The sequence below is a fragment of the Amycolatopsis coloradensis genome (genome assembly GCF_001953865.1).
Taxonomy (GTDB): domain Bacteria; phylum Actinomycetota; class Actinomycetes; order Mycobacteriales; family Pseudonocardiaceae; genus Amycolatopsis; species Amycolatopsis coloradensis.
On sequence record NZ_MQUQ01000029.1, the window covers coordinates 54,975 to 81,277 of the forward strand.

Here is a 26,303-nt window from a genome sequence, read left to right on the forward strand (position 1 = left end):
CGGCCGGATGGAGGAGTGCGGATGCCCCAGCAGGAAGCCGCTGTCACGGTGGCGAACGGCGCGTCCGCCACACCCGAGCCCGCCGGGGTCAAGTCGGCCAGGCGGGCGATCGATCTCATCGAGACCTTCGCCGCGAACGACGTCTGGCTTTCGCTGTCGGATCTCCACGCGCGGACCGGTTTTCCCAGGTCGAGCCTGCACGGCCTGCTCCGCACCCTGCTCGAAGCGGGCTGGCTGGAAGTGGACACCAACACCGCCCGCTACCGCCTCGGCGTCCGCGCGCTGATCTGCGGCACGGCCTACCTCGACCGCGACCCGGTCGTCCCGTTCGCGACCGAGGCACTGGAGCGGATCCGGGAGAAGACCGGTTTCACCGCGCATTTCGCGCGCCGTGAGGGCACCGACGTCGTCTACCTGGAGACCCGCGAATCACGGCACTCGACGCATCTCGTCTCCCGCGTCGGCCGCACCCTGCCCACCCACGCGACCGCGCTGGGGAAGGCTTTACTGGCCGAACTGACGCACGACGAGATCGACGGACTCCTGACCGGGGAGTTGTCGGCGCTGACCCCGAACACCATCACCTCGGCCGAGTCGCTGCACGCCGAATGCGCGAAGACCCGCGAGCGCGGCTACGCGTCGGAGATCGAGGAAGGCAGCCTCGGTGTCCGGTGTGTCGCGGCTGTGATCCCGTACCGCATCCCCGGCACGGACGCGATCAGTTGCTCCATGCCGGTCACCGAAGTCACCGACGCGGACGCCGCACGCGTCGGCGAACTCCTCGCCGAAATCACCGCGGAACTCGGCCAGCAACTGCGCCGCGCCGGTATCCGCTGATCATTCCCGTTCTTCCACTGACAAGGGGTACTCATGGCAGACCAGCACGTCCTGATCACCGGCTCGGCGGGCATCGTCGGCACCCTGATGCGGCCGAGGCTGCGCCGCTCCGGCCGGGTGCTGCGGCTGCTCGACCTTGCCGCGCAGCCCGAAGCCGCGGGCGGCGAGGACGTCGAGCTGATCATCGGGTCGGTGACCGACCCGGAGGCGATGGCCAAGGCGTGCGCCGGTGTCGACGCGGTGATCCACCTCGGCGGGCACAGCCGCGAGAACACGTGGGAAGCCACACTCGACGTCAACATCAACGGCACCCACACCGTCCTCGAAGCCGCGCGGGCGGCCGGGGTACCGCGGGTGATCCTGGCTTCCAGCAACCATTCCGTCGGCTTCCGTCGCAACGACCAGGCAGGCGAGAACGGCCTTCCCGCCGACTCGACGCCCCGCCCCGACACTTACTACGGCGTCAGCAAAGCGGCCATCGAAGCACTCGGCAGCCTGTACCACTCGCGGTTCGGCATGGACGTGATCGTCATCCGGATCGGCTCGTGCTTCGAAGACCCGCTCGTCCTCGGCCCGCGCGGCCTGACGACCTGGCTCTCCCCCGACGACGGCGCCCGCCTGTTCGAGGCGTGCCTGAGCTACCCCTCCCCCGGCTACCGGCTGATCTGGGGCGTCTCCGACAACACGCGCCGGATCTACTCGCTCGCCGAAGCCGAGGAACTGGGCTACAAGTCGCTCGACAACGCGGAGGCCTACGCCGACCAGTTGGCGGACAAGCCCGCGCCGACCGGCGCCGCGGCGGAGTACGTCGGCGGGCCGTTCTGTACCGCTCCGCTGGGGGCCTACAACCCGCTCTGAGTCCCGGCGAGTTTCGGTGACGCTCGCGGTGTTTCCCGCGCCGTCACCCCACGGTGGCAGCAACGTCGTCCCATCGGGGTGGGTGGCGCACAACGCGATCAAGTACAACCGGCCGGGCGGCTGGGTCGAGGTGACCGTCGGCGACGAACCCGCGCTGAGCGTGCGCAACTTCGGCGAACGGGTGCCGTCCGAGTCGGCCGGCACGCTGTTCCAGCCGTTCCGCCGTACCACCGCGACGGCGCCGGTCTCGGACTGTCCATTGTGCACTCGATAGCCACCGCACACCACGGCCGGGTCTCGGCCGTTCCCGGCGAGGACGGCGGCCTGCGGGTCGACGTGCTCCTGCCCTGAACCCCTCGCTCGCCGGGTCCCCGGATGCCGGGAAAGGCCCTTCACTCGGAGATTTTTGCCAGCACCGCCTCAGCCCACCGTGATCGACTGGAACTTCACCGGGATCTTCGGCGGCCCCGTCCCGTCACCGGCGCCCCGGGAGTCGTCCGCTCCGCCACGCGCGACCTTGTCCAGCACCTGAAGTCCCGCGTCCGAGATGCTCCCGAACACGGTGTACTCCGGCGGCAGTTCCGCTTCACCGAAGACCATGAAGAACTGGCTGCCGCCCGAGTCCGGCGCCTGCGTCTTCGCCATGGCGAGGATCCCGCGGCCGTATTCGAGTTCCGGGAAGACCTCGTCCGGGATGGTGTACCCCGGTCCGCCCATACCGTTGGCCGCCGGGTCGCCGCACTGGAGCATCTGGAGCCCCGAAGTGCCGAGCCGGTGACACGAGGTGCCGTCGTAGTAACCCTGTTGCGCCAGCGAAAGGAAGTTCGCCACGGTGCACGGCGCGAGCCCGCGGTCCAGCGTCAGCCCGATGTCACCCGCGGTCGTCTTGACCGTGACCGCCGTCGTGCCGGACGCCGGCGTCGGGCCCGCCGCGGGCGGGGTGGCCTTCTTCGGCACCTCGCCGCTGGCACTCGCCGGATACGCGCAGTCGGCCGGATCCGCCAACGGCGTGGTGCGCTTCGGCAGCGGGAGCCGGTCCGCGGGGATCTGAACCGGGCTCTGCGTCGCTGTGTCCTCTGCGCTCGACGTCGGAGCCTGCGATGAGGACGCGACCGCGTTCTCACCCTTCGAGTCCGGCAGGAAGAACCCCGGTGCCACGAATCCGGTGATCGCCACGACGGCCACCACCACGACGAGGCCCAGCACACCGAGCCCGACCCAGAGCGCCGTCTTGTTCGACGACGGCGGCGGCTGTTGCGGTGCGCCGTACCAACCCTGTTGCTGGTACGGCTGCTGCGGATATGGCTGCCCCTGCGGAGACCCGGGGCCGGGCACCTGGCCTTCGGGCTCGCCCGATTGCGGTGGCTCGGACATCTGTGCTCCTGTCATCCGGTGGCTGAAGTACAGAAACACTCTCACGAATCATCGATGCGGCGTCACGGCATTCCCCATGCCGGGGTTTCCCGGTCGCCGGGCACATCGCGGGGCTCCAAGACCCGGACGTGCGCCGCGTCGAGTGACGATGGCCGTCCCACCACGGCCGAGCCGGATCGTTCCCGGACCTTCGGCCCGCCAAGGGAGTTGCCGTCCGCGTGCGTCGCGGACCTCGATGGGGCCGGCGATCACGTGCTGGAGTGTGAGCGGCTCTCCTGCCTCGCTGTGAACGCGGATCCATTCGGTCGCGCCGTGCCGCCGAGAGGCGTCGACCAGGAACGCGCCCTCCGCGCGCAGGCTCTCGAATGACGCGTCCCGCCAGGTCGACGACACCGACGGGAAGACCTTCAGCACGCCGTGGTCACCTTGCAGAAGTATGTCCACAATGGACTGCGCGGCGGTGATGGGGCTCTCGATCGCGAGGTTCGCGCCCTCGCGGTACATCGTGTCGGGCGTCCGCCGGGTGTCGGCCGCGACCGTGCCGTCGAGGAAGATCTTCAAGTAGCGCAAGGCTTCCTCGGGCGCGTCCATCACCGAACTCATCGAGGACGCGGCCGCGAAGCTGTAGCCGTGCCATTTGTTCTGGATACTCGACCAGTGCGCGAAGGTGCGGCGCATGATGTCCCGGTCGCCGGGACGATCCCCAAGTTTCTCGCGCAGCGGATAGAGCCAGAGCAGGCCGCTCACCTATGCAGCCATACATCCGACCTATCGATAATACGAGTGCGGAGCGGGTGGCGCCGCGCGTAGCGTCCGGGGACATGATCGAGCGTGGAGACGATCCAGCGGACGGCTGGTTCCCCGAGAGCGTGGCCGCGGACTACGACGACCCGGGCGGCGCGAACGCCCCCGAAGCGGTGACGCCCGCCGTGGCTGTCTTGGCCGAACTGGCCGACGGCCCGGTACTCGAATTCGCCGTCGGCACCGGCCGGATCGGCGTGCCGCTGGCCGCGCGCGGCGTACAGGTGAGCGGCATCGAGCTGAGCCGGGCCATGGCAGCGCGGATCGCGACCAAGCCGGGCGGCGACACACTCGACGTCACGATCGGCGATATGACGTCGACCCGGGTGCCAGGCGAGTTTTCGCTGGTCTACCTGGTGTTCAACACGATCAGCAACGTGACCACGCAAGACGCGCAGGTCGAGGTCTTCCGGAACGCGGCCGCACATCTGCGACCGGGCGGGCTGTTCCTCGTCGAAGTGGGCCTGCCGGATCTGCGCCGCCTGCCGCCCGGACAGGACACCGTCCCTTTCACGGTGACACCCGGGTATGTCGGGTTCGATCAGTACGACGTCGTGACGCAGGAATTCACGTCGAACCACGTCACCGTGTCACCGGACGGGACCGGGCGTTTCCGGCGCATCCCCTTCCGGTACGCCTGGCCCGCCGAGATGGACCTCATGGCGCGTATCGCCGGGATGCGCCTGAAGCACCGCTGGGCTGACTGGGACCGTTCGGCGTTCACCGCCGACAGCGCCAAGCATGTGTCAGTCTGGGAAAAAGGACGAGCTTTGGCGTGACCCGGCCGCGTCGTACGCGGCCACGAGTTCGGCGGCGACCTTGCCTGGCTCGGATCGCAAGCGACTCGGAAGCGTCTGCAACACAAGAATTCCCTCGGCGGTGTACCGACTGTTCCTCTCGAGCGTGCCGGCGTACCGCGTCCGCGCGAAGTGGAAGTCGTACGAGTCGATCTCCCATGCGAGACGGACCTTCCTGAAGTATCCATCGGGAGTCCCGATGTAGCGTCCGCCGGCATCTCTCAGTTCGTGATTCCACTGCGGCTCCGGGAGACCGGTCCGGCGCCAGACCGCCATCGCGTCGATCTCCGCGACCGACCGCGCCCCTCCAAGGACGTCACTCAGGACCTCGCGGGGCAACGCGCTGCCTCGATCGCTGCCTGCTTCGAGTTCCCGGATGAGGGCCTCGGGGCCCAGGCCGCCGCGTTGGACGGCCTCGGTCAGCAACGCCCGGACCGGTTCGTAGACGGTGAACCTACGGCACTCGTCGAGAGCCGCCCGAACAAGTGGCGCCATCGCCACTCCGTTCACGACGACCGGCCGAGGCATCCGTGTGGTGCGCTCTACCGTCACGTAGCCGACACTGCTGACCTTGCAGGAAGCGGGCACCAGCAGACGGACCCCGTCCGACGCGAGTCTGGGGCCCTTCAACCCCTGTCGTCGGCAAGCTTCGAGACCGGTGACGATCGCTCCCGGCCCGCCGTAGAGCAGAGCCGCGTCGACCAGTTGCCGTCGCGTCGGCCTTCCGGAACCCAGCAGGAGAACTCCGGGAAGCAAGCGCTGCCATGGCCGCCCAGGTCGGCAACGCCGAAAGCACGTGCTCTTGGGGACACCGAATTCGACCAGCCGCGCGACAGTGATCACGCCGTCACGGCTCAGCTTGTAAAGGGCCTCGTGATCGCGAGCCCATTCCCCAGATCGCACCCCAAGATCATCGACGGCAGCCCCCACTCCCACCAGCACCAATCTCACCGACTGTGGACAACTCGCCCCACCAGCCCCACTGTGGACAACTCAACGCATGCGCCCAATGTGGCATTGGGGGCGTTGAGTGCACCCAATGTGGCATTGGGTGCATCCGCCTCAGAGCGGAGCGGGAGGGAGCGGCGAGGGAGGAGGGAGCGGCGGCAGCGCCGCAGCGTCCAACCAAGCCTCGAAGAAAGCGTCCAGCGAGCGACCAGCGAAGCGTTCAGCCAGTGCGACGAAAGCGGCAGTGGTCACCAAACCGTGCCGGTTCTCCACCGCCCAAGCCTTCACCAGCGGGAAGAACACCGCATCGCCGACGACGCAACGCAAAGCGTGCAGCAACAGGCCGCCGCGTTTGTACACTCGCTCGTCGAACATCCGCGAAACGCCGGGATCGGCGAGACGCAGGTCCGCGGGCTTCGCCTGCATCCGCGCGTGCCACGTCCTCGCCAAGGTGTGGGCGCTCTGCCCGCCGGATTCCTCGGACCAAAGCCATTCCGCGTACGTCGCGAAACCCTCGTTCAGCCAGATGTGCCGCCAGTCGGCGACGGTCAGGCTGTTGCCGAACCATTGGTGCGCCAGTTCGTGCACGACGAGCCGTTCGTGGGTGCGCCTGCCGTCGACGTGGTTGGCGCCGAAGATCGACATGCCCTGTGCTTCGATCGGGTCGTCGAGGTCGTCGTCGGTGACCACGATGACGTACTCGTCGAAGGGGTACGGCCCGAACAGCCGTTGCAGCGAGTCCATGATCCGGCCCTGCCGCCCGAAATCGCGCTCGAAAGGACGGCGCAGTCGCGGCGGCACGGCGGCCCGTTGCGGGACCGAAGCGAGCACGGAGTCACCGTCGAGGCTGATCCGGTACGCCGAAACCGACGGCAGCGAGAGCCAGCCGGGCTGCGGGCCGGAGACCAGTTCGACGTCGTCGTACCGTCCTATCTGGACGCTCATCAGGTAGGTCGCCGTCGGCTCGGGTCGTTCGAAGACCCACTTCGTGGTGCTCGCGCGCTCGTGCCGCGACACCAGGTTCCCGGTGATGGCCACGAGATACGGCGACGACGTCGTCAGCGCGACGCGGTAGGTCGCCTTGTCCGCCGGATGGTCGTTGCACGGGTACCACGACGGAGCACCGACCGGCTGGCTCGCGACGAGCGAGCCGTCGGTCAGTTCGTCCCAGCCGATGTCGCCCCACAGCCCGGAAAGCGGGCGCGGGTTGCCGACGTAGTAGATCTCCGCCAGGAACTTGCTACCGAGTGGCAGCGACTTCGCCGGCTTCACGTGCAGTTTGTGCCCACGTCGCGTGTACTTCGCGGGTTTGCCGTTCACCAGCACCCGGTTGATCCGGAAATCGCCGAAGTCGAGTGTGAACCGTGACAGTGCCTGCGTCGCCTCCGCCGTGATGGCGGCGAAGGCCGACAGCCGGTTGGGACCGATCTTGTAGTCCAGCTCCAGATCGTAGTGCCGGACCCGGTAACCGCCGTTACCGTGATGGGGCAGATAGGAGTCGCCGGAGGTGTCCGCGCCGGGCGAGGGCTGCGCGGAGGCCTTCGAAATCACCCGCGAAGAACCCCGCTTCCCATCTTGTCTGGTGATGAACCCGGCAGGGTCACCATTCCGAACACACCTCAGCTCCGCCGACAGTCCCTACTTCGTCCAAGCCGAGATGGGGTTTCCCAGCCAGCGTGAGTCGGCGGGAACCGCGTCGCCCCGGGTCACCAGTGATCCCGGTCCGACGGTCGTCCGCGCGCCGATGCTCGCGCCAGGCAGCACGATACCGTGCGGCCCGAGCGTCGCTCCTTCGTCCAGGGTCACCGGCGACATCGTCATGATCCGGTCGTGGAAAAGGTGCGTCTGCACGACACAACCGCGGTTGATCGTCGCGCCGTCGCCCAGGCTCACGAGGTCCGACTCGGGCAACCAGTATGTCTCCAGCCACACGCCGCGGCCGATCTTGACGCCCATGGTGCGCAGCCACGCGGGTAGCAGCGGCGTGCCGCCGAGCGACCCGATCAGCCACGGCACGGCGAGTGCCTCGACGAAGGTGTCGGCGAGTTCGTTGCGCCAGACGAACGAACTCCACAGCGGATGGTCGACCGCCCGGAACCGGCCGACCAGCAGCCACTTCATCGCGGTGGCGGTCAGCGCGGCGACGGCACCGGCGGCGAGCAGCAGCGGACCGCCGAGCAGCACCGCGACCAGGAAGCCGTATGACGAAGCGAGCGCGAAGATCCCGGCGGCGACCAGCACGGTCAGCGCGACGCCGCACATGACCGGCACGATGCGGCACAGTTCGACGAGCGCGCGGGCCGCCTTCAGCCGCAGCGGCGGCGTGTAGGTGCGGCTCGTGTCGGATTCGCCGACCGACCGCCGGACAGGCAGCGGCGGCATCCCGAGGTACGACGAGCCCTTCTTCGCCTTCAGCGGAGCCGACGACAGCACGCCGACCAGACCGCGTTTGGGCACCGAACGACCGGGCGCGGCCATCCCCGAGTTGCCGAGGAACGCCTGCTTGCCGATCCTGGCGGGCGCGACGTGCAGCCAGCCATGGCCGAGTTCGTAGGTGGCGACCATGGTGTCGTCCGCCAGGAACGCGCCACTGTCGACCTGGGTCATCTTCGGCAGCGCGAGGACGGTGGACGCCTCGACGTTACGGCCGACCTTCGCCCCGAGCATCCGGAGCCACACCGGGGTGAACAGGCTGGCGTACAAGGGGAACAGCCCCTCACGCGCCATGCCCATCAGCCGTTCGGTCGCCCACACCTGCCACGCGACGCGGCCGTGCACGGGATGGTAACCCTCGACCATGCCGATGCTCAGCGAGCGGACGCCGACGAGCACGAGCAGGGCGTAGGTCAGGAAGTACGCGATGGTCGCGAGCGGCGTGAACAGCAGCGCCTGGCCGAGCGCGGCGCCCAGCGAAGCCGTCCCCGTGATCGCGTAGCCGAGCACCGCGACCGCCGGAAGGGCGGCGACAGCGGGAAGAAGACCGAGAGCGACCGAGGTCGCGCCGTAGACCGAAGACCAGAACCGCGAACGCGGCGGGCGGCTCGACGGCCACTTCAGCGAATCCTTGGTGGCACGCGCCGCCGGCGCACCGGCCCAGCGCTGTCCGGCGGGCACGTTGCCGCGAACGGTCGACCCGGCCGCGATCTCCGCGCCCTTGCCGATCCGCGCGCCGGGGAACAGCGAGCTGCGCGCGCCGATCCGCGCGTCGGCGCCGATCCGGATCTTGCCGATGTGCACGAGGTCGCCGTCCACCCAGTGCCCGGTCAGGTCGACCTCGGGCTCGATGGCGGCACCGCGGCCGAGCTTCAGCATGCCGGTGACCGGCGGCGGCGAGTGCAGGTCGACCTCCTTGGCGATCCGCGCGCCGAGAGCCTTGGCGTACGTCGTCATCCAGGAAGCGCCCGCGACGCTGTCCGCGCCACTGAACTCGGCGAGTTTCTCGGCCGTCCACAGTCGCAAGTGGACACTCCCGCCCCGCGGGTAGCTGCCGGGACGGACTCCGCGCAGCAGCAACCGCGCGCCGGTCGCCGAGATCGCGATCCGGCCGGCGGGGCTGAACACCGCGACCCAGGCGACGGCGATCCACGCCCAGTTCAGCGTCGGCGCCCAGGCGAAACCGGCCAGCGACAGGATGTTCGACAGCGTGGCGGCGATCGTCGTCCAGCGCAGGCCGACCAGGCCCATCAGCGGGACCATCAGCAGCGACTGGACGATCCCGGCCCTGCGCGGGGTCGGCGCGATGTCGCGGCGTTCGGTCTTCTCGCCGCTCAGCGCGTCCAGCAGCGTGGCGAGTGCGCCGAGCTTCGGGTTGGCGTAGATGTCGTTCACCGACACCTGCGGATGCCGGGTGCGGATCCGCGCGATCAGCTGCGCGGCGGTCAGGCTGCCGCCGCCGTTGGTGAAGAAGTCGGCCTTCGGGTTGTCCACCGAGACACCGAGGATCTCCGCCCAGCCCTCGGCGAGCCAGCTCTCCATCGGCGACAGACCCGATTTGGCTGCGTCCACAGTGGACAGCGGCCAGGGCAGCGCGTTGCGGTCGACCTTGCCGGAGGTCCGCGTCGGCAGGTCATCGACCAGCGCCAGCAGCGGGACGAGTGCCGCGGGCAGCTGCTCGCGCAGCCGGGTCGCGGCCTCGTCGTGATCGAACTTCGTCCCTTCGGCGGGCACGACGTACCCGACGAGCACCTGGTTGCCCGCCTTGGTGCGGCGGATCGCGGCGGCGGCGCCCTGCACTCCGGGCAGTGCCTGGAGCGCGGCGTCGACCTCGCCGAGTTCGATGCGGCGGCCGCCGAGCTTGACCTGCTCGTCGAGGCGTCCGAGGAACAGCAACCCTTCGGCTTCGGCGCGGACCATGTCACCGCTGCGGTAGGCACGGCGCCAGCCCAGCGACGGCAGCGGCGCGAACTTCTCGGCGTCCTTCTCCGGGTCGAGGTAGCGGGCCAGGCCGACACCGCCGATGACCAGCTCGCCGGTCTCCCCCATCGCGACCGGCTCACCCGCCTCGTTGACGACGGCGAGCTGCCAGCCCGCCAGCGGCAGGCCGATCCGGACGGGTCCTTCTCCGGTCATCTGCGCGGCGCAGGCGACGACGGTGGCCTCGGTCGGGCCGTAGGTGTTCCAGACTTCGCGGCCCTCGACGGCGACGCGCTCGGCCAGTTCGGGCGGGCACGCTTCGCCGCCGAAGATCAGCAGGCGGACGTCTTCGAGTGCGTCGGCGGGCCACAGCGCGGCCAGCGTCGGCACGGTCGAGACGACGGTGATGCCCTGCGCGACCAGCCACGGGCCGAGGTCGACACCGGTCCGCACCAGCGAACGCGGCGCCGGGACCAGGCAGGCGCCGTGACGCCAGGCGAGCCACATCTCTTCACAGGACGCGTCGAAGGCGACGGACAGGCCCGCGAGGACACGGTCGCCGGGGCCGATCGGCTCCTCGGTGAGGAAGAGCCGCGCTTCGGCGTCGACGAACGCCGCGGCGGACGCGTGTGAAACGGCGACGCCCTTCGGCTTACCGGTCGAGCCCGACGTGAAGATGATCCACGCGTCGTCGGTCGGCGCGGGCGAGCCCTCGACGCCGCTGGGCGTGCCGAGGACGGTGATCACACCGCCATCGGAGACCACGGCGGCGACGTCCGCCTCACCGAAGACCAGGTCGGCGCGCTCGTCCGGGTCGTCGGCGTCGACCGGCACGTAGGCGGCGCCGATGGACAGGACGGCGAGGATGGCGATGTACAGCTCGGCGGTACCTGAAGAGATCCGGATGCCGACGCGGTCACCGACGCCGACGCCGTTGGCGGTCAGCTCGCGGCCGTAGGCGTCGATCTCCTCGACGAGCTTGCGGTAGGGCAGCGTGGTCTCGCCATCGTCGATCGCACCCGCGTTGGGGTGGCGGGCGGCGGTCTCGGCGAGGATGTCGATCAGGGTGCGCTCGCCGGCACCGAGACCGGACCAGAAGAGGGCGCGGTCGGCGATGGGGGCGGGCGACGGAGCGACGGTGACGTCGGCGACACAGGCGATCGGCCGGGAATCGGCGGTCAGCGTCATCAGGTGGTCACCACGGGCAAGAAGGAACCATGGGCGCTCAAGCCCATCACACACCTTTCGCGAAGTGCGTCATTCGGGCTCGCTCTCCGAATGAGGCGCCCGCTAACAGACTGACCACTTTAGCGCAGGTGAACGACATATCTCGGCAGGATCTCGACAGAGTGTCGAACCTCACCGGCGGACACGCCGAAACCCGAGGTCATCGGCGTGTCCACCCAGTGAACTATTCACCTACATCGTGGGAAATCAACGAGTCTTCGGTTTACCCGCCGCTTTTCCGCCGACCTTCGGCCTTTGCTTCTTTTCCCGCACCCGGACATTCACCCGGACGGGGCTGCCTTCGAAGCCGAAACGCTCACGGAACTTGCGTTCGATGAATCGCCGGTAGCCCGCCTCGAGGAAGCCGGTGGTGAACAGGACCAGGGTCGGCGGCCGAATGCCCGCCTGGGTCGCGAAGAGCACCTTCGGCTGCTTGCCGCCCCGCACCGGCGGCGGGGTCGCGGCGATGAGGTCGGCGAGCCAGCCGTTCAGCTGACCAGTGGGAACCCGCTGGTCCCAGGACTTGAGCGCGGTCCGCAGGGCGGGCGCGAGTTTGCGCACGGAACGCCCGGTGAGCGCCGAGATGTTGACCTTGTCCGCCCACGGCACCCGGACCAGGCCGCGGTCCAGTTCCCGCACCATGGCGTGGCGGCGGTCCTCGTCGACCAGATCCCACTTGTTGAAGGCGAGGACGCAGGCGCGGCCCGCCTCGACGACCATGGTCAGCACCCGCAGGTCCTGCTCCGAAAGCGGTTCGGCGGCGTCCAGCAGCACGATCGCGACCTCGGCCGCGTCGATCGCGGTCTTGGTCCGCAACGACGCGTAGTACTCCGCGCCATTGGCCGAGTTGACGCGCTTGCGCAGCCCCGCGGTGTCGACGAACCGCCAGATGTCGCCGTCCAGCTCGACCAGCGAGTCGACCGGGTCGACCGTGGTACCGGCCACCGAGTCCACCACGGACCGCTCTTCGCCGGAGATCTTGTTCAGCAGGCTGGACTTGCCCACGTTCGGCTTGCCGACCAGGGCGACCCGGCGCGGGCCGGCGGTGGCGCGGTCGCCGTCACGCGGCATCGTCGGCAGCGCCTTGACGATGGCGTCGAGCAGGTCACCCGAACTACGGCCGTGCAACGCGCTGACCGGATGTGGTTCGCCGAGGCCGAGTGACCACAGCGATGCGGTGTCGGCGAGCAGGCGGTCGTCGTCGACCTTGTTGGCGACGAGCAGCACCGGCTTCTTCGAGCGGCGCAGCACCTTCGAGGCGGCCTCGTCTGTCGCGGTCGCGCCGACACTGGCGTCGATGACCAGCAGCACCGCGTCGGCGGTGGCCATCGCGATCTCGGCCTGCGCGGCGACGGAGGCCTGCAGCCCCGTCGCGTCCGGCTCCCAGCCGCCCGTGTCGACAAGGGTGAACCTGCGGCCCGCCCAGAAGGCGTCGTAGGCGACGCGGTCCCTGGTCACGCCGGGGACGTCCTGCACGACCGCCTCACGGCGGCCGAGGATGCGGTTGACCAGGGTCGACTTGCCGACGTTCGGCCTGCCGACCACGGCGAGGACCGGCTGCGCGAGTTGCGCCTCCTCCTCGGCCTCGCCTGCGGCGATCTGCGCGTCGAGCGCGGTGAATTCGGACTCGTCGGACCAGGAGCCGTCGATCTCGCCGACTCCGTCAAGCTCAGACATTCGTTACTTCACATTCTGTCGCGTGTCTTGGAGCCCGTGCTCCAAGCGCCATTCGTCCAGTGCCTTCACGAGGTCCGCGAGCGCGATGCGAAGCCGCTCGGTTCCCTCCTCCAGCCCTGTCCTTCCCTTCCCGATCGCGGGAGTGAAAGGTTCGCCGACCATGATGTCGACGCGGGGCCGCCAGCGCCTCTTGGCACCGGCGGGTTTGTACGTCCCCCGAGTGGCGACCGGAACCACGGTCGCGTTCCCGGCGCGGACCAGGAAGGCCGCGCCGCGCTCGAAGTTTTCGGCGTCACCGAGGCCGCGGGTGCCTTCGGGGAAGATCCCGACCGCACCGCCGTCCTCGAGCACCTTGACCGCCATCATCAGCGGTTTGCGGTCCACCGCACCCCGCTTCACCGGGATCTGGCCCAGTTTCGGAAAGAACCAGCCGACGAAACCCTTGAACAGTTCCGCCTTGACCAGGAACGCGGTGCGCCGCGAGAACATTCCGAACAGCAGCGCCGGTTCCGTCATCGAGCTGTGGTTGGCCATGAACACCACCGGACCGGACGCCGGTACCCGCTCGGCACCGTGGACCCGGACCCGGAACACAGGCCGGACGATGAACCTGGAGATCCCCCGGCCGAAGGTGTGAAACGGGTCGCTCGCGCCCTCGGGAAGTCCTTTCGCGCTCACCGCGCGGCCTCGGCGGGGCAGCCTTCGAGCAGACCGCGGTGCAGCGCCAGCTCCGCGAGCGCGACGATCACCTGGTCGATGTCGAGCTGCGAGGTGTCGACCTCGACGGCGTCTTCGGCCGCGCGCAGCGGTGACGCCGCCCGCGTGGAGTCCAAGCGGTCGCGACGTTCCACCGCCGCCTTCGCGACAGCATGAGTGGACTCACGACCGGCGGCCGAGTCCTGCGCGCTGCGGCGCGCGGCACGGACCTCCGCCGAGGCGGTGAGGAAGATCTTCAGCGGGGCGTCCGGCGAGACGACGGTGCCGATGTCGCGGCCTTCGACCACGATGCCGCCGACGCGGCCGAGCACCTCGTCGATGATCTCGCGCTGCCGGGCGACCAGCAGCTCGCGGACGGCGGGGACGGCGGAGACCGGCGACACCGCGGTGGTGACGTCCGCGCCGCGGATCTCGGCGGCGACGTCCTCGCCCGCCAGGGTCACGGCCGCTTCGTCAGGGCTGGTCCCGATGCCGAGTTCGGTCTTCCGGGCGACGTCGGCGATCGCGACCGCGTCGGCAAGGTCGACCCCGGCGCGCAGGACGGCGAGGGTGACCATGCGGTACATCGCGCCCGTGTCGAGGTAACCGGCGCCGAGCTTCGTCGCGAGCTTCCGCGAAACCGTGGACTTCCCGGTCCCGGACGGGCCGTCCATCGCGACCACACCACGCAGGGCTCCCGCCACCGGAACACTCCTCTAGCTCATCGTCGTCGCTCACCTGATCGATGACCATTCTGCCTGGTGGCGCACGACACGCCTCAGCCACCCACGGCGAAGTGGCGATATCTCCGTTCTAGCGTCGCTAGACAAGCTAGCGAGACTCGGCTAGCTTATGCAGAGTTACTAGCGCTGCTAGATTTCGGAGTCGGAGACCATGACCAGAATCAAGATCGCTTATGCCCTGTCCGCCGCCCTCGTGCTTTTCGTCCTCTACTTCGGCACCGGGTACGTGTTCTTCCCGCAGACCCAGACGAGCGGCTTCGGACTGCCCGTGATGCCTTCCGAAGGCGACCCGATCCTCGCGGTCAAGGGCGTCCGCGACATCGGCACGGCACTCGTGCTGCTCGCGCTGCTCCTGTTCCGGAACGTCCGCGCGCTGGGCTGGGCGCTCCTCGCGCTGGCGTTCATCCCGTTGGGTGACATGCTCATCGTGTTGACCCACAACGGGTCCGTCGGCGCCGCGCTCGGCATCCACGCCGCGACGTCCGCCTTGATGCTCGTGCTCTCGGCGTTGTTCCTCATCAGGCCGAAGCAAAACGGACAGTGAGTTACTGTTGACAGTGTGAACGTCGAAGTGACCCCGCTCCCCGGAATAGGCGTCCGCAAGGACTTCGCCACTCGCAACGGTCGCCGCGTAGGCGTCGTGACCCACCGCGATGGGCATGTCGAGCTGATCGTGTCCAAAACGGACGATCCCGACGCCTGCCTGGCCTCACTTCCGCTGAGCACCGACGAGGCGGGCGCGCTGGCGAACCTGCTCGGCGCGCCCCAGCTCGTAGCCCAGCTCACCGAGGAGCACCGGGATCTTCCTGGCATCAACACCAAACAGCTCCCGATCAAGTCCTCGTCGCCGTTCGACGGCCGGACGCTCGGTGACACCGCCATGCGGACGCGGACGAGTGTCTCGGTGGTCGCGGTGATGCGGGCCGGACAGGTCCACCCCTCCCCCAACCCGGATTTCAACCTCACCGCCGGCGACGTGCTCGTCGCGGTCGGGACCTCCGAAGGACTCGAAGCCGCCGTCAAGATCCTGAAGTACGGCTGATCGCGGATGGATCACACCGCACTGTCCTTGATCGAACTCGGGGCGGTCTTCTTCGGGCTGGGCGTGTTGGGGCGCCTCGCCGGGAAGATCGGGATGTCCCCGATCCCGCTGTACCTGATCGGTGGCCTGTGTTTCGGGCAGGGCGGGCTCATCCCGCTCGGCGACATCGGTGACTTCACCCACCTCGCCAGCGAGATCGGCGTCGTCCTCCTGCTCCTGCTGCTGGGCCTGGAGTACTCCGCGGCCGAACTGTTCACCGGGCTGAAACGCTCGTGGATGGCGGGGCTCGTCGACATCGTGCTCAACGCCGCGCCCGGCGCGATCGTCGCGCTGATCCTCGGCTGGGGGCCGATCGGCGCGATCGTGCTGGCGGGCGTCACCTACATCTCGTCGTCCGGGATCATCGCGAAGGTACTCGGCGACCTCGGACGGCTCGGTAACCGCGAAACGCCGGTGGTGCTGTCGATCCTGGTGTTCGAAGACCTGGTGATGGCGCTGTACCTGCCGATCCTCACCGCCGTACTCGGCGGCGTGAGCTTCCTCGGCGGGATGAAGGCGGTCGGAATCTCGCTGATGGTGATCACGGTCGTGCTGGTGATCGCGCTGAAGTTCGGCCGGTACGTCTCCGCGGCGGTGGACAGCCCGGACCGCGAGGTGTTCCTGCTCAAGGTCCTCGGCGCGGCGCTGCTGGTCGCGGGACTCGCGTCGGCGATGCAGGTGTCGGCCGCGGTCGGCGCGTTCCTGCTCGGTATCGCGATCTCCGGTTCCACGGCAGAGAACGCGACGCATATGCTGGAACCGCTGCGGGATCTCTTCGCGGCCGTGTTCTTCGTCGTGTTCGGGCTCAACACCAACCCCGCGTCGATCCCGCCCGTGCTGGGCTGGGCGGTCGTGCTGGCGGTGGCGACCACGCTCACGAAGGTGGGCACCGGCTGGTGGGCGGCGCGCAAGCAAGGCATCGGGAAGATGGGCCGGGCTCGCGCCGGAGCCGCGTTGGTCGCGCGAGGCGAGTTCTCGATCGTCATCGCCGGACTGGCGGTGGCGGCGGGAGCGGTGACCGGCGAACTGGCGGCCCTCGCCACGGCGTACGTGCTCCTGATGGCGATCCTCGGCCCGACGGCCGCGCGGATCGTCGAGCCGGTGGCCCGGGCACTACAGCGGCGTCCCTTCGGCTCAAGAAGCGCCGCCTCCCAGTCTGGCTGACACCTCACCCCCTCCACGCTCGTCGGCACCTGATTGCGATCTGTGCGCGCATGGATCGCAATCAGGTGCCGAATCGCGTTGTCTACCCGCGCTCGAGCCCCGAAACGGTCGCCGGAGCGATCTGGGCCGGAGCCGCCGGAAGCGGAGCCGGAACCGCCACCGGCCCCGCGCCGGCGACCGGCAGAGCCAGCGAAGTCTTACCGAGGTCCACCGTGATCTTCGGGTACTGCGACGGCCCGCCGATGAACGAGCCGTCCGTCCCGCCGATGATCAGCGCGAGCTGATGTCCTTGCGGGACAACGTGATCGGTACTCGCCAGCCGGAACGTCATGGTGTACGGCTGCCCCGGCGTCAACGGCGATTCCTGGCTCAGCGAACGATGGTTGGCCAGATCCGCCCAACCGCGGCTGATGATGTTCAACCCGACCGAAACCGCGTCGGTGCTCGTGTTCAGGTAGCAGGCGTCATTGCCGGAAGCGCTCGATCCCCAGCACGACTGGGTCAGCTCGTTCTTGATGCCTTCCTTCGGCCCGGTGTAGTTCCGGATCGTCGCCGGGCCGTAGTCCACCAGGATCGCCGAGAGCCGCGCGGTGGACGTCGACGGCGTCGCGGTCACCGTCACCGTCGACGTCCCGGAGACGTGCAGGTCCTTCGCGAGCGCACCGGTGCTGAACAGCACGCGCCCACTCGCGGTCTCCGTCGGCCGCGCCGCCCAGCTGTTCGAGGACTGACCGGACGAGTCCGTGAACGACGCCGTACCCGTCCCGGCGGTCGTGCCCAGCGTGCCGACGCCAGGAGTCCCACCGGCCGCGGGCCGCAGGGTCACCGCGCTCCCCGCCGGCCAAGCCGCCTGGTCCACCCAGACGTCCGGAGCGCGTTCCACACTCGCGCCCGGTGTCTTCTCGATGCCGTTGTCCACGCCGAGCAGATAGTGGTCGAACCACTTGTGCAGGGTGTCGACCCACGCCGAGCGCCGGTAGTCGAACGGATCGACGTGCCCGGCCTGCGTCAGCCACAGCTTGCGCTCGACTTTCAGCGCTTCCCACCACTGCCCGAAGTTGATCGTCTTGACGTTGAGATCGCCCAAACCGTGCGAAGCGAGCACGCTCGCCTTCACCTTCGAAGCGCTCTGCACGTGGTCGCGGTCGAGCCAGAACGAGTTGTAGTCACCGTTCGCCGTCGCGCCCGCAGTGAGCTTTCGGTTCGCCGCGCCGCAGTTCTGCCCGCCGTTGCGCTGGGAAACCGTCTGCGCCAAGCCCGCCGGACTGCCCTGACGCAGGTTCGCGCCGTCGGAGCGGTAGTAGTCATACCAGGAGCTGATCGCGCCGATCGGCACGATCGTCTTGAGCCCGTCGACGCCGGTCGCGGCGACGCCGTTGGCGATCGTGCCGTCGTAGGACTTCCCGATCATGCCGACGGCGCCTGTCGACCACGTCGCGTTCGTCCTGGCGGATCCGGTCGCCGTCGTGTAGCCGTTGGCGCGGCCGTTCAGCCAGTCGACGACCTTGCGCGCCGAGTTGACGTCCGAAGGCCCGCCGACGTCGGTGCAACCGCGGGATTTGTTCGTACCGGCCAGATCCACCAAGACCACGGCATACCCGCGGGGCACGAAGAAGTTGTCGTAGTAGAGCGGGAACCCGACCGGCCTGCCCGCCGAGTCGTAGGTCTTCAGTTCGCTCTCGTTGCCCCGCCCGCAGCACGAGTAGTACGGGCTCGCGTCCATGATGACCGGGACCTTCTTGCCCTGCGCCGCCGGTTCCTTCGGGCGGATGATGTCGGCGGCCACCCGGTCCGAACGGCCGTCGCCGTCCCCGTCGAGTCCGATGTCCACCCAGGCCGTCTCGCGGACGGCCTGGGCGAAGTCGTAGACCGGTTCGCTGCCCCGCGGTTTCGCCGCGGCCTGCGGCGCCACGACCACGGCCGCGGCGACTGCCAGCATCCCTGCCAGCGCAACTGTTTTCACGGTTGAGCCCTTCCCCGTCGGCTGAAAGCCCGTCAGGAAGAGCTAAACGCGATGATCGCCCGCGCAGTAGAGCGGAAAGTCTTACAGTCGGGCGCGGCCTGTCCGTTGAGGGCGGTGGCGGGGCGGGGTCCGGGCTTACAGATCGACGGCGCGGTAGAGCGAACCGACCTCGCCGCGGTTCAGCCGCCGGATCGAGCCCGACCGCTGGGCACCGAGCTGGACGTCGCCGAGCGCGGTTCGGACCAGTTTGCGCACCGGGTGCCCGGTGGCCGCCATCAACCGCCGCACGATGTGCTTGCGGCCCTCGTGGATGACCAGTTCGATCTGGGTCCGCCCGGCCAGCATGTCCTTGACCCGGAACTGGTCGACCTTGACGATGCCGTCCGGCAGCTCGAAGCCCGCCCGCAGTTCCTTGCCGAGCCCGCGGGGGACGATGCCCTCGACCTCGGCGAAGTAGGTCTTCAGCACCTGGAACGACGGGTGCATCAGCCGGTGGCCGAGGTCTCCGTCGTTGGTGAGCAGCAGGAGACCTTCGGTGTTCTCGTCGAGCCTGCCGACGTGCACGATGCCGGGCGTCTCCTCGTACCGGCCGCGCAGGTAGTCGCCGACGCACGGGCGGCCGCGATCGTCGCTCATCGTGCTGTGCACGCCCTTGGGCTTGTTCAGCACGAGGTAGACGAGGTCCTCGCGGACCTGGACGCGAGTGCCGTCGACGTGGATCACGGAGTTGTCCGGATCGACCCGGCGGCCGAGTTCGGTGACCACCTTGCCGTCCACGCTCACGCGACCGCGCACGATCAGGTCCTCGGCCGCGCGCCGCGAGGCGACGCCTGCCTGCGAAAGGACCTTTTGCAGCCGAATGCCGTCGGGATGCGGGTCAGATGTCATCGATGGTGTCCACTTCGGGTAGCAAGGGAGCGATCGGGGGAAGGTCGGCCAGGGACGACAGTCCCAGTCGCTCCAGGAACAGCTCGGTCGTCACGTACAGCGTGCCAGTGGTTTCGGGGTCGGTCCCCATCTCCTCGATCAGGCCGCGTGCCAGCAGCGTCCTGATCACCCCGTCCACGTTCACGCCTCGGACGGCGGCGACCCTGGCCCTGGTCACCGGCTGCCGGTAGGCGATCACGGCGAGGCTCTCCAGTGCGGCTCGCGTCAGCTTGGAACGCTGGCCGTCGAGCAGAAGCTTCTCCACGAACGGGGCATAGACGTCCCTAGTGTAGAACCGCCACCCTTCGCCCACTCGGCGCAGGTCGATTCCGCTGGCCCGGTCGGTGAACTTCTGCGCCATCGTGCGCAGCGCGACGGTCACCCGCGACTCCGGCTGCCCGACGGTGTCCGCGAGCGATTCCTCGTTGATCGGCGAGTCCACGACCAGCAACAGCGCCTCAAGGGCGGCTTCGAGCGTCTCGTCGGAGGTGACGTCGGGATAATCCCCGTCACCTGCCGCTACGAGCCCCGCGTCGGCAGGCGGCTCCGGCTCGGCCACGGTTTCCGGCTCAGCGGTGTCCGGCTCGGCGACAGTCTCGTGCTCGGCCGCGCTCACTTCGGTCTTCTCGGTCTCTTCGGTGTTCTCGGGGCTCACCCGTACTCCTCGTCCTCGACGACGGCCAGGTCGTGTTCGGCCACCACCGACGCCTCCGCCACGGACCCGCCGGTCCAGCGGACGTGCAGTTCGGCGAGTGCCTCCAACTGCTCGAACTGGACCGTCGCCTCGCGGTACAGCTCCAGCAGCGCGAGGAACCGCGCCACGATCTCGACGGTGTGCTCGCAATCCTCGACCAGCTCGCTGAAGGTCGCTTCGCCCAGTTCCGCGAGCTTGAGCCGTAGCTGCGCGGCGTGTTCTCGCACCGAGACCCGGCCCATGTGGATGTGCGCGATCGACACCGTCGGCGGCGGCTTCGGTTTGAAGACCGCGACAGCGATCTCGGCGAACTTCGCCGTGTCGACGCCGAGCATCACCTCGGGCAGCAGACCCATGAACCGGTCTTCGAGCGCGACCGATCGTGGATACCGCCGCAGCGCGCCGGCCTCCAGCTCACCGAACAGCGCCGCGACCTGCTTGTACGCCCGGTACTGCAACACGCGCGCGAACAGCAGGTCTCGTGCTTCGAGCAGGGCGAGGTCGTCTTCGCTCTCCACCTCGGCGGCGGGCAGCAGTCGCGCGGCCTTGAGGTCGAGCAGGGTGGCCGCGATGACCAGGAACTCGGTCGTCTCGTCGAGGTTCCATTCCGTGCCGAGCGCGCGGGTGTAGGCGATGAAATCGTCCGTGACCCGGTGCAACGCGACTTCGGTGACGTCGAGCTGGTGCTGCGAGATCAGCTGGAGCAACAGGTCGAAGGGGCCCTGAAAGTTCGCCAGGTTCACCTTGAACTTGGACGTGCTCAGCTCTTCGTTGGCCAGTCCTTCGGGGACCATCCCGCCGTGCACGGTCTCGTGCACGGCGGGGGTCTCGTCTGCTTCTGTCCGCTCGACCGGCTCTGGGCCGCTGGGAGCAGCCTCGGCCGGGTCGTCCATCAGTTCTCGGTCTCTTTCCCGTCCTCGGTGCCCGCCCGCAATCGCTGGACGAGTACCGACTCCTCGCCGCCCGCGTCGAAATCGGCGAGGAGGACGGCCACCGCCTCGCGGACCAGCCTGCCGCGGTCGAGCACGAGCCCGTGCTTCGCCCGGAGGTTCAGCCTGGCCTGCTCCATCGCCAGCAGTTCGTCGCCGGAGACGTAGACGGTGATCTTCGCGTCGTGCTTGGTCCGCCCGGAACCACTGCGCGCCGCACGGGTCAGCTGTTCCTTGTGCGCCTGTCCCGCCCCGTTCTCCGTGTCGTGCCCGTCGCCGTTCCCCGTCGAGGGGGCGGGCTGTTCGGGTGCGGGCGGGAGATCCAGAGCCGGGCTGGAGGTGATCCTGAACAGTTCGGATGCTCCGGGCAGGGAAGCTCGCCTGCTCACCGGGCGATCACCTCGCGGGCCAGCGCGCGGTAGGCCGCCGCGCCGGCTGATTTGGGGGCCCAGGTCGTGATCGGCTCGCCCGCGACAGTCGTCTCGGGGAACCGCACGGTGCGGTTGATCACCGTGTCGAACACGATGTCGCCGAATGCCTCCACCACTCTCGCCATGACCTCCTTCGAGTGCAGGGTTCTCGGGTCGTACATGGTGGCGAGAATCCCGGTGATGTCCAGTTTGGGGTTGAGGCGTTCCTGCACCTTCTCGATGGTGTCGATCAGGAGCGCTACGCCTCGCAGACTGAAGAACTCGCACTCCAGCGGGATGATCACACCGTCCGCGGCGGTCAGTGCGTTCACCGTCAGCAGGCCTAGCGAGGGCTGGCAGTCGACAAGAACATAGTCGTAGTCGTTCATGACCGGACGAAGGACCCGTAACAAAGTGTGTTCGCGCCCTACCTCTGCGACCAACTGGACCTCGGCCGCGGACAGGTCGATGTTGCTCGGCAGCAGGTCGACGCCGTCCACCCGGGTCTTCCGGATGACGTCGGCGATGCTGACCGAGCGCTCCATGATGACGTTGTAGACCGTCTGGTCCAGCTCGTGCGGCTGGATGCCGAGGCCCACCGACAGCGCGCCCTGTGGATCGAAGTCGACCAGCAGTACCCGGCGGCCGCATTCGGCGAGCGCCGCACCGAGGTTGATGGTCGAGGTGGTCTTGCCGACGCCGCCCTTCTGGTTGCACATGGCCATCACCAGTGCGGGGCCGTGCCGCTCCAGCGGCGGCGGTTCGGGGATCTCGCGGTACGGACGGCCGGTCGGCCCGATGCCGTCGTTCTCGCGTTCCTGCTGTTTGGTTTCTTTGGCGCGCTTGGCCTTGCGGCCGCGGGAAGAGATCGTGTCCTCCGCCGGTTCGTCGCCGTCGTGTTCGGCGGGGGTTGCGATGGTCACCTGGCTGAGGCTCGCCGCGGCCGAACCGGCGGACGCGGACGGCTTCGCCGGCTCGTTCGGTGTCGACATAACGCGAAAGCTCCTCTTCGGCAGGATCCTCGGCAGCCTATGCGCGATTCGCGAATCGAGCCAAAGAGGCTCGCCGTGACCGACAGGGTCGATTAGCCGAGCGCGCGGGGGTGTGCTGTCGCGTAGACCTCGCGGAGTGTGTTGACCGTGACCAGCGTGTACACCTGGGTGGTGGTCACCGAAGCGTGGCCCAGCAGTTCTTGCACGACGCGGACGTCGGCGCCGCCTTCGAGCAGATGCGTGGCGAAGGAATGGCGCAGGGTGTGCGGGGAGACGCCCGCCGTGATGCCCGCGGATTCCGCCGTGTCCTTGAGAACCTGCCACGCGCTCTGCCGGGAAAGCCTGGAGCCGCGGGCGTTCAGGAACATCGCCGGTGTCCCCCTGCCGTGCGTGGCCAGCACCGGCCGCGCGCGGACGAGGTAGGCGTGCACCGCTTCGAGCGCGGGACGGCCGATCGGCACGATGCGCTGCTTGCCGCCCTTCCCGTCGAGCAGCACGGTCCGTTCGGCGTCGTCGATGTCGTCGACGTCGAGCCCGACGGCTTCGGAAATCCGGGCGCCGGTGGAGTACAGCAGCTCCAGCAGGGCCCGGTCCCGCAGCGGCCGCTCCCCTTCCGGTGACGGCGTTTCCAAGAGTCGCAGCACGTCGTGCACCGGCAACGCCTTGGGCAGCCGCTTCGCCGCGGCGGGCGGCCGGACCTCGCGGGCCGGATCGTCTTCGGTGATGCCGTCGGCATGCGCGAACTTGTGCAGCCCCCGCACCGCGACAAGCGCGCGAGCCGCCGAGGACGCGGCCAGCGGCCGATGTTCTTCGTCGCCTTCACGCAGCGCGGCACCGAACGAGGTGACGTGCGCGGGGGTGACGTCGGTGAATCGCTCGACGTCGGCGCCGCCGAGGTACGCGGTGTACCGGCGCAGATCGCGGGAGTAGCTGTCGAGGGTGTTCCTCGCGGTTCCGCGCTCGACCACCAGGTGGTCGAGGTAAGCGGCGACCACCTGGGCGACTCCGGCAGCCCGTGACACACGGACACTCTAGGACGATCGTGACCTGTTCGGGGGTTCGCCGCGCGTACCGCGTCGCAGGTGTGAACGGGATACCTTGAGACCATCTCTTCGGAGGAGATGCGCGTCGGCACCGCCGAGCGCGAGGAGGCGGCGCGGCTGCTCGCCGACCACTACAGCCAGGGAAGGCTGACGCCGGACGAGTACGAGGCCGTGACGCTCGGCGAACTCCGGCCGCTCTTCCAGGACCTGCCCGCGCCGCTAAGGTCGCCGCCGGGGTGCTGCAAATCGTGCTGCCGTTCGTGACCGGGCGGTTCTACACCGGCCACGCCGGGCTCGCGCTCGCCCAGCCGGCGGTCGTGGTGGTCACGTGCGGCACCGACTCGCGGGGCCGCCTGCGCCACGACTGAGCCCTGGCGTGTCCTGAAGGGGTCCGGCGTCTGTGAAGGACTCCTTGTCAAGGAGTCCTTCACGGACTTGGAACGATCTAGAGAGAGCGCGAAGCGAACTTCGTCGGCCGGTCCTCCCAAGGCGCGTCCGACGGCCGCGTCGAAGCGGCGCCCGTGAGCACCGCGTGCGCGGCCAGCACACCGCCGACGGTCGCCCCGTTCACCAGCTCACCGGCCAGCGCCATCCGGACGGCCTCGGCGAGCGGGAACTTCGCCGTGACGAGATCGGCCTCCTCCTCGCCGAGGACCTCCCTGTCCACTTCGGACAGTTCCCTGGCGAGGTAGACGCGCACGACCTCGTCGGTGAACCCGGGCGACGCCGCGACGTCGACGAGGGTCTCCCAGCGCTCGGCGCTGAGCCCGGCCTCCTCGACCAGCTCGCGTTTCGCCGCGCCGACGGGGTCCTCCCCCGCCTTGTCGATCAGACCGGCGGGCAGTTCCCACAGCCGCCGCCCGACCGGGTGGCGGTACTGGTGGATGAGCGTGACCGCGCCGTCCGCGTCCAGCGCGACGACGGCGACCGCGCCGAGGTGTTCGACGACCTCACGCCGCGCGGTGCCACCGCCGGGCATCACGACCTCGTCGACCCGCAGCCCGACGACCCGTCCGATGTGGACGTCCCTTGTGGACGCCACGGTGAACTCGTGCTTGCCGGGTTCGGTCACCGGGCCACCGTCTGAGGGGCCTCGGGCAGCTCGACCGGCAGCCGCTCGGCGACCTTGCGGTCCACGACGGCCTTGACGAACGCGCTGAACAGCGGGTGCGGGCGGGTCGGGCGGCTCTTGAGCTCCGGGTGCGCCTGGGTGCCGACGAAGAACGGGTGCTTGTCGGCGGGCAGCTCCACGAACTCGACAAGGTGGTCGTCGGGCGACGTGCCCGAGAACACCAGACCGGCCTCGGAAAGGCGCTTGCGGTAGGCGTTGTTGACCTCGTAGCGGTGACGGTGCCGCTCGGAGACCTCGGTGCTGCCGTACGCCTTCGCGACCTGCGAGCCCGGCTTGAGCTTGGCGATGTAGGCGCCGAGCCGCATCGTGCCGCCCATGTCGCGTTCGCCCGCGACGACGTCGCGCTGGTCGGCCATCGTGGAGATGACCGGGTTCGCGCTCGCGTCGTCGAACTCGGCCGAGTTCGCGTCCTCGATCCCGGCCAGGTTCCTGGCCGCGTCGATCACCATGCACTGCAGGCCGAGACACAGACCCAGCAGCGGCAGCCCGTGGGTGCGGGCGTAGGCGATGGCGCCCACCTTGCCCTCGATCCCGCGCACGCCGAACCCGCCCGGCACCAGCACACCGTCCACATCGGACAGCGCGGCCGCGGCACCGGCCGGGGTCTCGCAGGAGTCCGAGGGGACCCAGGAGATCTGGACCTTGGCGCGGTGGGCGAAGCCGCCCGCACGCAGCGCCTCGGTCACCGACAGGTAGGCGTCCGGCAGATCGATGTACTTGCCGACGAGCGCGACCCGCACCGTCTCCGACGGGTTGTGGACGCGGTCGAGCAGGTCACCCCACACCGTCCAGTCGACGTCGCGGAACGGCAGCCCGAGACGGCGCACCACGTAGGCGTCGAGCGCCTCACGGTGCAGCACCTTCGGGATGTCGTAGATCGACGGAGCGTCGGGGCAGGCGATGACGGCCTCGGTGTCGACGTCGCACATCAGGCCGATCTTGCGTTTGAGGTCCTCCGGCAGCTCCCGGTCGGCGCGGCAGACGAGCGCGTCGGGCTGGATGCCGATGTTGCGCAGCGCGGCGACCGAGTGCTGGGTCGGCTTGGTCTTCAACTCCCCCGACGGCGCGAGGTACGGCACCAGCGAGACGTGGAGGAAGAAGCACTGATCACGGCCGACGTCGTGGCGGACCTGACGGCAGGCCTCCAGGAACGGCAGCGACTCGATGTCGCCGACGGTGCCGCCGACCTCGGTGATCACGACGTCCGGGCTGTTCCCGTCCTCGTCCGCGCCCGCCGCGGCGGTGATCCTGGACTTGATCTCGTCGGTGATGTGCGGGATGACCTGCACGGTGTCGCCGAGGTACTCACCACGGCGCTCCTTGGCGATGACTTCGGAGTAGACCTGCCCGGTGGTGACGTTGGCCTTGCCGTCGAGAGCCCGGTCGAGAAAACGCTCGTAGTGCCCGATGTCCAGATCGGTTTCGGCGCCGTCGTCGGTGACGAACACCTCACCGTGCTGGAACGGGTTCATCGTGCCTGGATCGACGTTGAGGTACGGATCCAGCTTCTGCATCGTGACCCGGAGCCCACGTGCGGTAAGGAGCTGACCCAGGCTGGAAGCCGTGAGTCCCTTACCCAGAGAGGAGGCGACGCCTCCGGTGACAAAGACATACTTGGTAGCCCGCGACTGAAGTCCCACGGGCTTCCACCTTATCC

General features: G+C 68.9%; 23 protein-coding genes and 2 pseudogenes. 8 read left to right on the forward strand and 17 right to left on the reverse strand.

What is annotated here, in order from left to right; translation table 11 throughout:
* Positions 1-21: 21 nt before the first annotated feature.
* From BS329_RS37965 to BS329_RS44040, 3 genes are read left to right on the forward strand one after another with little or no spacing between them, the layout of a single operon-like run.
* Positions 22-837: an IclR family transcriptional regulator gene (locus BS329_RS37965; protein ID WP_076167961.1), complete on the forward strand. Its 816-nt coding sequence runs from the start codon at positions 22-24 to the stop codon at positions 835-837.
* A gap of 33 nt (positions 838-870) precedes the next feature.
* The gene (locus BS329_RS37970; RefSeq protein ID WP_076167963.1) at positions 871-1,695 is read left to right on the forward strand and encodes an NAD-dependent epimerase/dehydratase family protein; all 825 of its coding nucleotides are present in this window, start codon (positions 871-873) and stop codon (positions 1,693-1,695) included.
* Positions 1,696-1,711: 16 nt separating this feature from the next.
* Positions 1,712-1,969 (forward strand): ATP-binding protein, encoded by a 258-nt coding sequence (locus tag BS329_RS44040; protein ID WP_167480059.1) that lies wholly within the window; start codon positions 1,712-1,714, stop codon positions 1,967-1,969.
* A 146-nt stretch (positions 1,970-2,115) separates the two neighbouring features.
* On the opposite strand, the gene BS329_RS37980 is transcribed toward BS329_RS44040, so the two are convergent.
* Positions 2,116-3,069: a peptidylprolyl isomerase gene (locus BS329_RS37980; protein WP_076167966.1), complete on the reverse strand. Its 954-nt coding sequence runs from the start codon at positions 3,067-3,069 to the stop codon at positions 2,116-2,118.
* Between the two features lie 62 nt (positions 3,070-3,131).
* Positions 3,132-3,813, reverse strand: a pseudogene (locus BS329_RS37985) (glycosyl hydrolase family 95 catalytic domain-containing protein); the annotation flags it as partial.
* Positions 3,814-3,890: 77 nt separating this feature from the next.
* Between BS329_RS37985 and BS329_RS37990 the strand changes: the two are divergent.
* The gene (locus tag BS329_RS37990) at positions 3,891-4,649 is read left to right on the forward strand and encodes a class I SAM-dependent DNA methyltransferase (protein WP_076167967.1); all 759 of its coding nucleotides are present in this window, start codon (positions 3,891-3,893) and stop codon (positions 4,647-4,649) included.
* On the opposite strand, the gene BS329_RS37995 is transcribed toward BS329_RS37990, so the two are convergent.
* The 6 genes from BS329_RS37995 to cmk form a co-directional block, all read right to left on the reverse strand.
* Positions 4,617-5,570 (reverse strand): hypothetical protein, encoded by a 954-nt coding sequence (locus tag BS329_RS37995; protein WP_076167969.1) that lies wholly within the window; start codon positions 5,568-5,570, stop codon positions 4,617-4,619. The genes BS329_RS37990 and BS329_RS37995 overlap by 33 nt on opposite strands.
* A gap of 159 nt (positions 5,571-5,729) precedes the next feature.
* The gene (locus BS329_RS38000) at positions 5,730-7,166 is read right to left on the reverse strand and encodes a M1 family metallopeptidase (RefSeq protein WP_076167970.1); all 1,437 of its coding nucleotides are present in this window, start codon (positions 7,164-7,166) and stop codon (positions 5,730-5,732) included.
* Positions 7,167-7,253: 87 nt separating this feature from the next.
* Positions 7,254-11,156 carry a Pls/PosA family non-ribosomal peptide synthetase gene (locus tag BS329_RS38005; protein ID WP_076167972.1) on the reverse strand — a complete coding sequence of 1,301 codons (3,903 nt, stop codon included), beginning with the start codon at positions 11,154-11,156 and terminating at the stop codon, positions 7,254-7,256.
* Positions 11,157-11,402: 246 nt separating this feature from the next.
* A complete protein-coding gene (gene der, locus BS329_RS38010) occupies positions 11,403-12,872 on the reverse strand; it encodes a ribosome biogenesis GTPase Der (protein ID WP_076167974.1) in 1,470 nt (489 codons plus the stop codon).
* 3 nt (positions 12,873-12,875) lie between these two features.
* Positions 12,876-13,550 carry a lysophospholipid acyltransferase family protein gene (locus BS329_RS38015; protein ID WP_076167975.1) on the reverse strand — a complete coding sequence of 225 codons (675 nt, stop codon included), beginning with the start codon at positions 13,548-13,550 and terminating at the stop codon, positions 12,876-12,878.
* On the reverse strand, positions 13,547-14,251 hold the full coding sequence (gene cmk, locus BS329_RS38020; RefSeq protein WP_076168018.1) for a (d)CMP kinase: 705 nt from the start codon (positions 14,249-14,251) through the stop codon (positions 13,547-13,549). Before cmk ends, BS329_RS38015 begins: the two co-directional genes overlap by 4 nt.
* Positions 14,252-14,462: 211 nt before the next feature.
* On the opposite strand from cmk, the gene BS329_RS38025 reads away from it, so the two are divergent.
* Genes BS329_RS38025 through BS329_RS38035 form a run of 3 tightly spaced genes read left to right on the forward strand, consistent with a single transcriptional unit; the run spans position 14,463 to position 16,556 of the window.
* Positions 14,463-14,855, forward strand: coding sequence for a DUF4267 domain-containing protein (locus tag BS329_RS38025; RefSeq protein WP_076167977.1), 393 nt, complete (start codon positions 14,463-14,465; stop codon positions 14,853-14,855).
* A 15-nt stretch (positions 14,856-14,870) separates the two neighbouring features.
* Positions 14,871-15,353, forward strand: coding sequence for a cation:proton antiporter regulatory subunit (locus tag BS329_RS38030; RefSeq protein WP_076167978.1), 483 nt, complete (start codon positions 14,871-14,873; stop codon positions 15,351-15,353).
* 6 nt (positions 15,354-15,359) lie between these two features.
* Positions 15,360-16,556, forward strand: coding sequence for a cation:proton antiporter (locus tag BS329_RS38035; RefSeq protein ID WP_076167980.1), 1,197 nt, complete (start codon positions 15,360-15,362; stop codon positions 16,554-16,556).
* A gap of 82 nt (positions 16,557-16,638) precedes the next feature.
* Here the strand turns inward: BS329_RS38035 and BS329_RS38040 are convergent, their stop codons facing one another.
* From BS329_RS38040 to xerD, 7 genes are all read right to left on the reverse strand, one after another.
* A complete protein-coding gene (locus tag BS329_RS38040; RefSeq protein ID WP_076167982.1) occupies positions 16,639-18,495 on the reverse strand; it encodes a Xaa-Pro dipeptidyl-peptidase in 1,857 nt (618 codons plus the stop codon).
* Between the two features lie 159 nt (positions 18,496-18,654).
* On the reverse strand, positions 18,655-19,407 hold the full coding sequence (locus BS329_RS38045) for a pseudouridine synthase (RefSeq protein WP_037303202.1): 753 nt from the start codon (positions 19,405-19,407) through the stop codon (positions 18,655-18,657).
* On the reverse strand, positions 19,397-20,101 hold the full coding sequence (gene scpB / locus BS329_RS38050; RefSeq protein ID WP_076167983.1) for an SMC-Scp complex subunit ScpB: 705 nt from the start codon (positions 20,099-20,101) through the stop codon (positions 19,397-19,399). Before scpB ends, BS329_RS38045 begins: the two co-directional genes overlap by 11 nt.
* Complete coding sequence (locus tag BS329_RS38055; protein WP_076167985.1) at positions 20,098-21,033, reverse strand: segregation and condensation protein A; 936 nt, start codon at positions 21,031-21,033, stop codon at positions 20,098-20,100. The genes scpB and BS329_RS38055 overlap by 4 nt, the downstream gene beginning before the upstream one ends.
* Positions 21,033-21,458 carry a cobyrinic acid a,c-diamide synthase gene (locus BS329_RS38060; RefSeq protein WP_076167986.1) on the reverse strand — a complete coding sequence of 142 codons (426 nt, stop codon included), beginning with the start codon at positions 21,456-21,458 and terminating at the stop codon, positions 21,033-21,035. The genes BS329_RS38055 and BS329_RS38060 overlap by 1 nt, the downstream gene beginning before the upstream one ends.
* Entirely contained in the window at positions 21,455-22,471 is a 1,017-nt protein-coding gene (locus BS329_RS38065) for a ParA family protein (protein ID WP_076167988.1), read from the reverse strand. The genes BS329_RS38060 and BS329_RS38065 overlap by 4 nt, the downstream gene beginning before the upstream one ends.
* 92 nt (positions 22,472-22,563) lie before the next feature.
* Positions 22,564-23,466, reverse strand: a complete 903-nt coding sequence (xerD, locus tag BS329_RS38070) for a site-specific tyrosine recombinase XerD (RefSeq protein ID WP_076167989.1) — start codon at positions 23,464-23,466, stop codon at positions 22,564-22,566.
* A 126-nt stretch (positions 23,467-23,592) separates the two neighbouring features.
* Between xerD and BS329_RS42195 the strand changes: the two are divergent.
* Positions 23,593-23,882 (forward strand): annotated as a pseudogene (locus tag BS329_RS42195) (DUF1707 SHOCT-like domain-containing protein).
* Between the two features lie 77 nt (positions 23,883-23,959).
* On the opposite strand, the gene BS329_RS38080 reads toward BS329_RS42195, so the two are convergent.
* Together BS329_RS38080 and BS329_RS38085 are read right to left on the reverse strand one after the other, a co-directional pair.
* On the reverse strand, positions 23,960-24,586 hold the full coding sequence (locus BS329_RS38080) for an NUDIX domain-containing protein (protein WP_076167992.1): 627 nt from the start codon (positions 24,584-24,586) through the stop codon (positions 23,960-23,962).
* Positions 24,583-26,286: a CTP synthase gene (locus tag BS329_RS38085; RefSeq protein WP_076167994.1), complete on the reverse strand. Its 1,704-nt coding sequence runs from the start codon at positions 26,284-26,286 to the stop codon at positions 24,583-24,585. Before BS329_RS38085 ends, BS329_RS38080 begins: the two co-directional genes overlap by 4 nt.
* Positions 26,287-26,303: the final 17 nt, after the last annotated feature.

Coding starts and splice junctions, on each gene's coding strand:
- BS329_RS37965 (WP_076167961.1), top strand. CDS start 22: ATGCCCCAGCAGGAAGCCGCTGTCACGGTGGCGAACGGCGCGTCCGCC.
- BS329_RS37970 (WP_076167963.1), top strand. CDS start 871: ATGGCAGACCAGCACGTCCTGATCACCGGCTCGGCGGGCATCGTCGGC.
- BS329_RS37980 (WP_076167966.1), bottom strand. CDS start 3,069: ATGTCCGAGCCACCGCAATCGGGCGAGCCCGAAGGCCAGGTGCCCGGC.
- BS329_RS37990 (WP_076167967.1), top strand. CDS start 3,891: ATGATCGAGCGTGGAGACGATCCAGCGGACGGCTGGTTCCCCGAGAGC.
- BS329_RS38005 (WP_076167972.1), bottom strand. CDS start 11,156: ATGACGCTGACCGCCGATTCCCGGCCGATCGCCTGTGTCGCCGACGTC.
- der (WP_076167974.1), bottom strand. CDS start 12,872: ATGTCTGAGCTTGACGGAGTCGGCGAGATCGACGGCTCCTGGTCCGAC.
- BS329_RS38025 (WP_076167977.1), top strand. CDS start 14,463: ATGACCAGAATCAAGATCGCTTATGCCCTGTCCGCCGCCCTCGTGCTT.
- BS329_RS38035 (WP_076167980.1), top strand. CDS start 15,360: ATGGATCACACCGCACTGTCCTTGATCGAACTCGGGGCGGTCTTCTTC.
- BS329_RS38040 (WP_076167982.1), bottom strand. CDS start 18,495: ATGCTGGCAGTCGCCGCGGCCGTGGTCGTGGCGCCGCAGGCCGCGGCG.
- BS329_RS38045 (WP_037303202.1), bottom strand. CDS start 19,407: ATGACATCTGACCCGCATCCCGACGGCATTCGGCTGCAAAAGGTCCTT.
- BS329_RS38055 (WP_076167985.1), bottom strand. CDS start 21,033: ATGGACGACCCGGCCGAGGCTGCTCCCAGCGGCCCAGAGCCGGTCGAG.
- BS329_RS38065 (WP_076167988.1), bottom strand. CDS start 22,471: ATGTCGACACCGAACGAGCCGGCGAAGCCGTCCGCGTCCGCCGGTTCG.